The sequence below is a fragment of the Thermogemmatispora sp. genome (genome assembly GCF_019683755.1).
In the GTDB taxonomy this organism is placed as follows: domain Bacteria; phylum Chloroflexota; class Ktedonobacteria; order Ktedonobacterales; family Ktedonobacteraceae; genus Thermogemmatispora.
The window spans coordinates 1-8,916 of sequence record NZ_JADGHT010000186.1; the positions used below are offsets into that span (position 1 = coordinate 1).

Below are 8,916 nucleotides of genomic sequence, written 5' to 3' on the forward strand. Positions count from 1 at the left end.
TTTTTTTATATCTTAAATAGACCTACCTCGGTGTTTAAAGGGGGGGCGGTGGGTCCGCGGATTGCCAGTTCCGCTGGCCAGGCGCGCTTTTGTGCTAACGATCACTGCCCCCAAGGAGGAATGTTATGCTTGCTCTTCAGTCTCCAAAGGGAGGAAAAGGGTCGGGGATCTCTTCAATGAGATCTTCTATTCGTACCCCCAGTATCTTAGCGACCTCTGCTAGTTCTGAGATCTTCGGCATATGGGTTGGATCGTGGAGCATACGCCTGACTATTGAGGGCGCCAAGCTAGTATGGCGAATGACCCAGCTAGGAGAAATCCCTTTTGCCTCAAGAACCTCTTTAACTCGAAGACGGTACATTCAGCTATCCATGCTAGAATCTAAATATCCCTAATTTTTTGCCCTTCTTCCTGGATTTTATTCATTTGGTCGATTGATTTTCCCGCAGTACTCCCTTGCAGGAATGGAGGAGGCGGATCAGGAAGCTCCTCTAGCAGCTCCTCCATCGGAACATGCAGAGCCTTGGCTACCTGAGCTAGGGTGGCTGCTGAAGGCATATACTTGGGATCGTGCACCATTCTTCTGATCATAGACTCGTTAATCTTTGTATTGCGCGCCAGCCAGCTCTGAGTAACTCCTAGCTCCGTAATAACCTCTTTCACCCTAAGTCGATACATAAAAATTCTTGCTTGATATGAGCATGATTTCTAACCCACGCTATGGGTACCAATGCCGATGTGCTGATGTACTGATGTGATCAGCTCTCAGAGGAAACTTACTCCACCTCGTTCTCATCGGGTATGTACTCGACGAGGTCTTCAACTCGGCACTTGAGCACCCGAGCTACTTGCATGATGGTATTCACCTGCGGCATATAGCCAGGATCTTTAACCATTCTTCTGACTACGGAATCGGACAACCCTGCCTTTCTTGCAACCCATCCCACTGTCTTGCCTTGCTCCTCAATGACTTCTTTAACCCGCAATCGGTACATGCTCCCGCTCGTATGAGCTTTCTCTCAGAAGCGCTCACGTAGCGAGTATAGCGTAGTTGCCCAATACCCGCACTTACTTGTTTGCATCACTTCTTTGAATGACTTAATAGAATGACTTGATTACGTGACTTTTTGATGGTATGCTTAAAGCGTGATCTTGATGAGTGAGGTCTAAACGAACTCGGAGGTGAATGATGGGCCTGCCGCCGGTAGGGAGAGGGAAGGGGAGGGCGCCGTACCTGGTGATTTGTTACTGCGAGGAGGTAGGAGACCTTTTTCTGCTGCCAGCGAGCTGTGAGCGCTGTGTGCTGCAGATTCTCAAGCGGCTCAGCGCCGAGCCGGCCTTTGACCCCTTTACCATTGTTGTGGAGCGAGAGGGGAAGGAGGTACTGCGCCTGGGGGCGAGGAGGGTGAGGAGGCCGCTGGGGGAGAGGGCGGCAGAGACGGACCCTGGAGAGGATGGCGAGCGTCTCGGTGAGTCGTTATAGTGACTAAATCATGACAAAAGATGCATAAAGAACGCCGATTCATTGCTATTGCCCTGCGAGTACAATGAACTTAAGAGCACCGTGAATTATGGGATACGAACTAGAGATTGTCCATCCGAGAAGGACGGGCCTCAGCCAGCCAGGGGTGTTGGCAGGAGCATATCGCTGGCCATACCAACTGATCGCGCACTGCCGGCGGCTGAAGCGCTACGTCATCATACCAGTGGAGGTGCAGATTTGGTACCGGGAGGCAGAAGGCAGCCGGCGCGACCTGCTCTATCGTTTTCGCCTGCTGCCGCCCGCGCCTGGAGCGCCGGGGGTAGGGATGGAGCGCCAGAGAGTAACGAGCAGACGGGACGTTGCGCTCACCCACCCCTTAGCGCGGGGGGAACGATCCCGGTTCGATGCCTTTCCTTGAGATTCTTCCTTGCTCAACTGGATGCACCTGTGGCCAACTCGCCTGAGGGGTGGTCTCCGGGGAAGTCTCGTCAGGAGGGTTCCGGCCTGGCTCTGTTGAACCGAGCCCGGCCAGGTCGGGGCCGAACGGCGAGGCCAGCCCCGGGGCCAGCCGCGGCGAGGAGAGCGGCATGAGGCGCAGCCTTGGCAAGGCCCGGAGGGATACCGGGCGCATCGTGGTCGCGTATCGACGCTCCTTTCCTGCGAGCCATCACCCCCGGCCCGCTCGCGGCTCTCGCGACGCGTGGGCGGGCCGTTGGGGCGCAGTCTGGCCTGGCTTGCTGGTGGCCTGGCGCTGGCCCTATCTCTGGCCCTGGCACCGGCGCTGTGGCAGCCCGGGGCCATCGTCCAGACTGTGGCAGCTCCCCAGCGCGCAGGGAAGGCCTGTCGCCGACCCGGCCACGTCCAGTGTGGTAGGGGCCGCGTGTCCAGGCGCGGCATCAGGGATGGTGGAAGGGAGGAGCAGGAGAAGAAGCAAGGAGAGCTGCGGGTGACGGGTCAAGAGAGGTCGGACAGGCTGATCCTGGCTCTGCCTGGCCCAACTGCAGAGCGCCAGTTTGGCCAGGGCGGCGAGCTATCCGGCCAGAGTAGTCAGGATGGCAGGTCGCTGGGGCATCGGGGCACCAGGTACCGCAGGGCCTGCCGTCAGGGACTACCTGACCGGCGCTGACGCCGCTCCGATCTGACCCGGCTACCCGTCCTTGCGCCGATACCATGCCAGGTCAGTCACGCCGTCTGCAGTGAGAGAGCTAAAGGAGCAAACCTATCATGCAAGAGCAGACAAGGCGCGCCGCCCTCATTGGCAAGAGCGACCGCGAAAGCGCGAGCCAGAACCCGCATCAGGACCAGGACCAGGCCCAGGCCGGCCAGCCGCCTCAGCCGGCGGCCAGAGTCAGCACTAACCCTGGCCAGGGGCCGGCTCCGGAGGCCGCGGCCCCCTGTATTTGTGGTCGCCTGACCAGCCATCGCTATGGCTTGCGTATGCCCGCCCGGCTGGCCCAGGAGCTGCGCGACTACGTCGTCCAGGAATATCGCTATTTGCCCGAAAAATGGCAGTCGCGTATCATTAGCGATCTCTGCCTGCATAAGGTACTGGAATATGCGGCCATCGCCTTCACCGCCTGCTGCCCTGAGTGTGCTGAGCGCATCCATCAGCGCGACTACCCGCAGCTTGACGGTGAGCCGTGGTGCATTCTCTAACGCAAACGAAAAAGGAGGCACTGAGGTAGCGCGCTGGTGCAGTCGAGCGCCGATGACCGTGTGAGCGCCGGAGAGCCTTGAGGCCCGGCCTGCTCAAGCCAGGCGAGGTATGGTCATACCTCGCTGCACCGTGTGAAAGTTGTGAGCAGTTTCTTTCACCTGCCAGATACCTCTCTCCTGTTTCATTTTGCCCTTCTTTGTAGCGCCCTCTTCTGATCCGGGCGCGGCGACGGGTGCCGGGCAAGCGCCGTAACCCCCTTCACGGCGCCCCCGGACCCGTCGCTGTGTCCTTTCTGGCCAGATGCAAGCGGTCTGGCTACCTGCTTGCACCCTCGATGAAGATCGGCGCCTTCTTTCGTCTTCTCCTCTTCGCGCTTGAGTAGCGCTGAGGCAGCTCATCTTGCGAGGAGCGCGGGAGCTGGCAGCGGCGAGCACGAACGGGGCGGGTCATTCCCTCAGCTCGTGATCACCCTGAGCTGAGGAGTGGCAAGCCTGGGAGCGTTCCCACTTGACAGAACGAAGGCGCCTCTGGTACCCTTTCCTCTAGAGCGCGCGCGGTGGCGGGCAATCTGCTGGCCCGTGTTGAACGTGTAACCTGTGCCTGGACGGGGCCAGGCCCGCTGTCCAGCAGAAGGAGTAGCTGCCGCTTCACCAACGAAAGAGGAGCGTAGTGCACGAAACCAGGCCCAAGCTGATCATCGCCGGTGGCTTTCTGGGTGCGGGCAAGACCACCCTCCTGCTCCAGGCTGCCGCCATCCTGCGTCAGCGCGGCCTGCGGGTCGCCCTGATCACCAACGACCAGGGGCAACACCTGGTTGATACCGCCCTGGCTGTCGCCGGCCTCGAGCCGGAAGGAAGCGGAGCCGTTGCGGCTGGTACGGGAGCAGGTCCAGCGGTGGCCGAAGTCACCGCCGGCTGCTTCTGCTGTCGCTTCAGCGAGCTGCTAGAGGCCATCGCCGCCCTGGAGAGGCGCATTGAGCCGCAGGTCATCCTGGCCGAGCCGGTCGGGAGCTGCACCGACCTGCAGGCCACCGTCATCCTCCCCCTGCTGCACTTCTATCGCGAGCGCTACTGTCCGGCCTGTCTGAGCATCGTCGTTGACGGTCCGCGTCTCTCCCACCTGATCCGACACGGCGACCTCAGCCTGCTCAACGACGACATCGCCTATCTCTTCGCGCGTCAGATCGAAGAGGGTGACCTGCTCCTGATCAACAAAAGCGATCTCCTCAGCAGCGACGAGCAGCTCTTTCTGCGCAACTGGCTGCGGGCCTACTGTCCCGGGGTACCAGTCCTACCCATGACGGCGCGCCGGCGCGAGAGCGTGGCCCTCTGGCTCGATAATCTCCTGCAGGACGTCAACGAAGCGCACATCAGCACCGCCGAAGCCCACCGTCTGGACGACCTCGACTATGGGCGCTACGCGCGGGCCGAAGCGCGGCTCGGCTGGCTCAACGCCAGCGGACGCCTGCAGCGAGCGCAGCCGCCCGGCGCCGCCAACGGCGCCGCCAGCCAGGTACTGGACTGGGCCACGGCCCTACTCAGCCAACTACAAGAGCGTCTCAGGCGCGAGCGGCTCGCCATCGCCCATATCAAGCTCCTCGTCGCCCCCCAGGCCCTGCAGCCTCGCCTGCGGGCGCCGGAGCAGCCAGCGCCGGGTATCGACCGGGACGGCCAACGGCCCGAACTAGCCGGGCGACTGATCAAAGCCAGCCTGTGTGGTCCCGGGCCGGCGGCCATCAGTTGGGACGCACGCAGCGCCCACCTGGTGCCCGAAGACGCCATCTGGCTGCTCAATGCGCGCGTTGACGGCCCGCCAGCCGTCCTCGAAGAGCACGTTCGCGCCGTCCTGGAAGCGGCCCCGGGCGGCCTGCAGGCCAGCATCGACGAGCTGAGCGCCTTCCAGCCGGCGCCGCCCCAACCCCAATACCGCTTAGGAGCAAGCAACGGCGGCCCTGGTCCGACCTCCTGAGCGCACCGGCACAGAAGCAGACCGGGCCTGGCGAGCGAGGCCATTGGTGCGACCCAACGGCGACCCAACCGCAGAACACCCCGACCCAACTGCCGCGCCGCCGGCCACAGAGAGGCCGGGCGCTCGCTACAGCAACCTGGCAGCAGCAACAGGAGCAAAAGGAGCAAGGAACGCGAGCATGAAAGCAGCAGCGCGAACGCGAAGCAGGCGGGGAGTAGCCCCGCTCTCAGGCATCCCATTGGGAGGACTGGGCACCGGCAGCATCGAGATCCGCGCCGACGGTGCCCTGCACGAATGGCAAATCTTCAACAATCCGCCCTGGAGCGGGCGCGGTGCCCCGTGGAGTCCGCCGATCAGCTCCCCCGTTCGACCGGGCGACACCCTCTTCGCCATCCGCGCCCGGCCCAGCCGAGCCGCAGGCCAGGACCAGGCGGCCCCGGCGGTCGTGCGCATCCTGCGCGAGCGCAGCGAGAGCGAAGCGCGCTTCACCTACATCCTGTCCTACGTCGAAAGCGTCCAAGAGATCGACTTTCGCGGCGAATTCCCCTTTGCCTGGCTTGACTACCGCGACCCGGCCCTACCGATAGCCGTCAGCCTCGAAGCCTGGTCCAGCTTCATACCTGGAGACATCAAACATTCGGCCCTACCGGCGGCCTTCTTCACCTTCCACCTCAGCAACCCCGGCCCTGAAGCCATCGAAATCGCGCTCCTGGGCATCATCCCGCAGATCTTCGCCCTGGAAGCCCTCAGCCAGGGAGAGGGCCAGCCCCAGACGCGCAGCGAGCGAGCGCCCGGACTGAGTGCCCTCGTCTTCAGCGCCGCCGACCTGCCCGTCGACCATCCCCTGGCGCGTGGCACCCTGGTCTTTGCCCTACTAGAGGACGGAGCCGAGCTAGTCACAGAGCTACGCGAAGTAGGCGACCTCAACGCCTGGCAGAGCTGGGCCCGCAGCGGTCACTTTCTCCCTGATCCCGTCGGAGGCGACCCCCTGCGCGCCCTCCTGGAGCGCATCATCCGCGAAGGACTGGACCCGGCCAGCGCCTACGGTCAACTGCCCAGCCTCCTGCGCGGCATGGTAGACAGCGCCCTGGTCCCCGACCGCAGCGAGCTACAAGCGCGCATCGCCGCCGACCCCATCCACTATCAAGACCCGCGCTGGCGCTGGGCCTTACTCCTCGAACTCAACCTGACGCCCGACGAGCGTGCCCAGTACGAGCGCGAGCGCCAGCAGCGACCCGAACTCGAGCGCGACCCGGCCCAGGCTGCCGCCCGTCTCAGCGAGCTAGGCGCCCTGGCGCGCCTCCTCAGCGAGCGCGCCCCGACCCTCATCAACACCCGCGCCAACCGCCTGACGCGCGGCGTCATCAGCAGTCCCACCATCGAACTGGCCCCCTGGAGCGAGCGCGACCTGACCTTTCTCCTCACCTGGTACTTCCCCAACCACCGCGGCGAGAACGTCGGCGACGACCTGGGCCACCGCTACGAAACCTGGTTCAGCGACGCCCTCGACGTAGCCCGCTACGTCGCCGCCGAGCGACCCGCCCTCTACAGCCGTACGCGCGCCTTCCACGACCTGCAATACAGCGCCAGCGTCCCCTACTGGCTGGCCGACGCCATCAACGCCCAGCTCACCACCCTCGTCAAATCCTCCTGGCTCGTCCGCGACGGACGCTTTGGCATCTGGGAAGGCCTGGGCTGCTGCGGCCTGCAGACCCTCGACGTTTCATACTACGGCTCCCACGCCGTCGCCCTCCTCTTCCCCGAACTAGAAGAGCGCCAACTCCGGATGACCGCCGACTTTCAGCTCACGCCCGCCTCGCCGCGCTACGACGAATACTTCCTAGCCTTCGCCCCCAACCGAGAGCGCGTCTGGCGCCGCCTCGAACGCCAGCCGGAACTAGCCCGTGATCCCCAGCAACGCCAGGCCCTCTACCGGGCCATCGCCGTCGAAACCGGCCTCGACGCCAGCGGACGCATCCCGCACCTCTTCCCCGGCAGCTTTGCCGTCGTCGACGCCTACCACATGGTCGACCTGATGCCCAAATTCGCCCTGCAGGTCTGGCGCGACTACCGCTGGACCGCCAACCGCGCCGCCCTCGAACGACTCTGGCCGGCGGTCAAAGCCGCCGTGGAGCACGCGCGCCGCATCGACGAACTCAAAGTCGGCCTTCCCTACCACTACGACCACTCCCCCGCGGAGACGGCCATCTCCTCCCAGACGTACGATACCTGGGACTTCATCGGCTACTCGGCTTACGTCTCCTCGATCTGGCTGGCGGCCCTCAAAGCCACAGCCCAGATGGCCCACCTGCTCGGCGACGAAGACTACGCGCGCGACCTGGAGCGCCAGTTTCAAGAGAGCCAGGCCAGCATGGAGCGCCTGCTCTGGAACGGCGAGTACTACGACCTGTGGTTCGACCCGCGCAGCGGACGGCGCAATCAGTCCTGTATGGCCGACCAGCTCAGCGGCCAGCTCTACGCCAGCCTGCTCGACCTGGGCGACATCCTGCCACGCGAGCACGTCCTGTCGGCCCTGCGCGCCATCTATCGCTACAACTTTGTGCCCGGGCGCGGCCTCGTCAACGGCATGCTCCCGCCCGGCAAGCAGGCCGACCAGCCAGATCACTGGACCCTCGGCGACCCACGCCACCAGGCCGACAGCGTCTGGTCGGGAACCGAATACGCCGTAGCCGTGCAGATGCTGCTAGAGGGTCTCGTCAGCGAAGGCTTAACCATCATGCACGAGGTCTACGCGCGCTACGAGCGCGCCGGCCAGACCTGGGACCATCAAGAGTGCGGCGGCCACTACTATCGGGCCTTAAGCATCTGGCTGGCCTGGCCGGCCCTGGGCGGCCTGAGCTACGACGCCCCACGCCAGGCCCTGCGCCTGCAGCCGCGCCTGCAACCCGCCGACGGCCACTGGCGGCAGCCGCTGACCCTGCCCGGCTGCTGGGGCCAGATCGAGCACCACGCCGGCCAGGGGCGGACCCTGCTCCACCTGTACGAAGGGCAGCTCAGCCTGCGTGAGCTGATCCTGCCCGGCGCAGCCCCTACCCGGCGCACCCCGCCCGGCGAACAGGTCGTCTGGCTGGGCAGCCTCCCCATTGCAGGCCGCCGCCAGGGAGAGCGCTGGCTCTTCGACCCGCCCGTGCTCATCGAAGCCGGCCAGACCCTGGAAGTGCGCCTCTAGTCCCACATATTCCCACGTATCCGCTGAGTTCCGCTCAGCTCCCGCGTCGCGCGCGGGCAACGGCGGGCGACGGCCACCGTTGCCCGCCAAAGAGAACGGATAAGGAGGAGCCTCTCCGTGCAAGCGCAACCACCACAACGCTACGAGCAGCAGGAAGCACTCAACGCCCTTGACCGCCTGGCCAAAGCCGGGCCATTTCTACCCGACTGGCAATCCCTGCGCGCCTACCGCGTACCGGCCTGGTACGCCGGCGCGCGCTTCGGCATCTTCATCCACTGGGGCCTCTACGCCGTACCGGCCTACGACAACGAATGGTACCCCCGTAACATGTACCTGCCCGACACGCCGGCCTACCGCCACCACCTGGCCACCTACGGCCCCCCCGAGCGCTTCGGCTACAAAGACTTCATCCCGCACTTCCGCGCCGAGCGCTTCGATCCCGCCGCCTGGGCCGCCCTCTGCCAGGAAGCCGGCGCCCGCTTCGTTGTCCCCGTTGCCGAACACCACGACGGCTTTGCCATGTACCGCTGCAGCTTCTCACGCTGGAACGCCGTCGACATGGGGCCGCGCCGCGACATCATCGGCGAACTAGCCGAAGCCGTACGCGCCCGCGGCCTC

The 8,916-nt window shown here is 64.4% G+C and carries 9 protein-coding genes; 6 read left to right on the forward strand and 3 right to left on the reverse strand.

What is annotated here, in order from left to right:
- Window positions 1-136 precede the first annotated feature (136 nt).
- The 3 genes from IRZ24_RS19820 to IRZ24_RS12535 all read right to left on the reverse strand — a co-directional run bounded on the left by IRZ24_RS19820 (window position 137) and on the right by IRZ24_RS12535 (window position 995).
- A complete protein-coding gene (locus IRZ24_RS19820) occupies window positions 137-361 on the reverse strand; it encodes a helix-turn-helix transcriptional regulator (protein WP_366914283.1) in 225 nt (74 codons plus the stop codon).
- 20 nt (window positions 362-381) lie between these two features.
- The gene (locus tag IRZ24_RS12530) at window positions 382-678 is read right to left on the reverse strand and encodes a helix-turn-helix transcriptional regulator (protein WP_297164743.1); all 297 of its coding nucleotides are present in this window, start codon (window positions 676-678) and stop codon (window positions 382-384) included.
- A gap of 98 nt (window positions 679-776) precedes the next feature.
- On the reverse strand, window positions 777-995 hold the full coding sequence (locus IRZ24_RS12535; RefSeq protein WP_297164745.1) for a helix-turn-helix transcriptional regulator: 219 nt from the start codon (window positions 993-995) through the stop codon (window positions 777-779).
- A 191-nt stretch (window positions 996-1,186) separates the two neighbouring features.
- On the opposite strand from IRZ24_RS12535, the gene IRZ24_RS12540 reads away from it, so the two are divergent.
- From IRZ24_RS12540 to IRZ24_RS12565, 6 genes are all read left to right on the forward strand, one after another.
- A complete protein-coding gene (locus IRZ24_RS12540) occupies window positions 1,187-1,483 on the forward strand; it encodes a hypothetical protein (RefSeq protein WP_297164747.1) in 297 nt (98 codons plus the stop codon).
- Window positions 1,484-1,571: 88 nt separating this feature from the next.
- Complete coding sequence (locus IRZ24_RS12545; RefSeq protein ID WP_297164749.1) at window positions 1,572-1,901, forward strand: hypothetical protein; 330 nt, start codon at window positions 1,572-1,574, stop codon at window positions 1,899-1,901.
- A gap of 806 nt (window positions 1,902-2,707) precedes the next feature.
- Entirely contained in the window at window positions 2,708-3,139 is a 432-nt protein-coding gene (locus tag IRZ24_RS12550; RefSeq protein ID WP_297164751.1) for a hypothetical protein, read from the forward strand.
- A gap of 670 nt (window positions 3,140-3,809) precedes the next feature.
- Window positions 3,810-5,108 (forward strand): GTP-binding protein, encoded by a 1,299-nt coding sequence (locus IRZ24_RS12555; RefSeq protein WP_297164753.1) that lies wholly within the window; start codon window positions 3,810-3,812, stop codon window positions 5,106-5,108.
- Between the two features lie 178 nt (window positions 5,109-5,286).
- On the forward strand, window positions 5,287-8,298 hold the full coding sequence (locus tag IRZ24_RS12560) for a GH116 family glycosyl hydrolase (protein WP_297164755.1): 3,012 nt from the start codon (window positions 5,287-5,289) through the stop codon (window positions 8,296-8,298).
- Window positions 8,299-8,475: 177 nt separating this feature from the next.
- On the forward strand, window positions 8,476-8,916 hold a 441-nt coding region (locus IRZ24_RS12565; RefSeq protein WP_366914284.1), incomplete at its 3' end, for an alpha-L-fucosidase.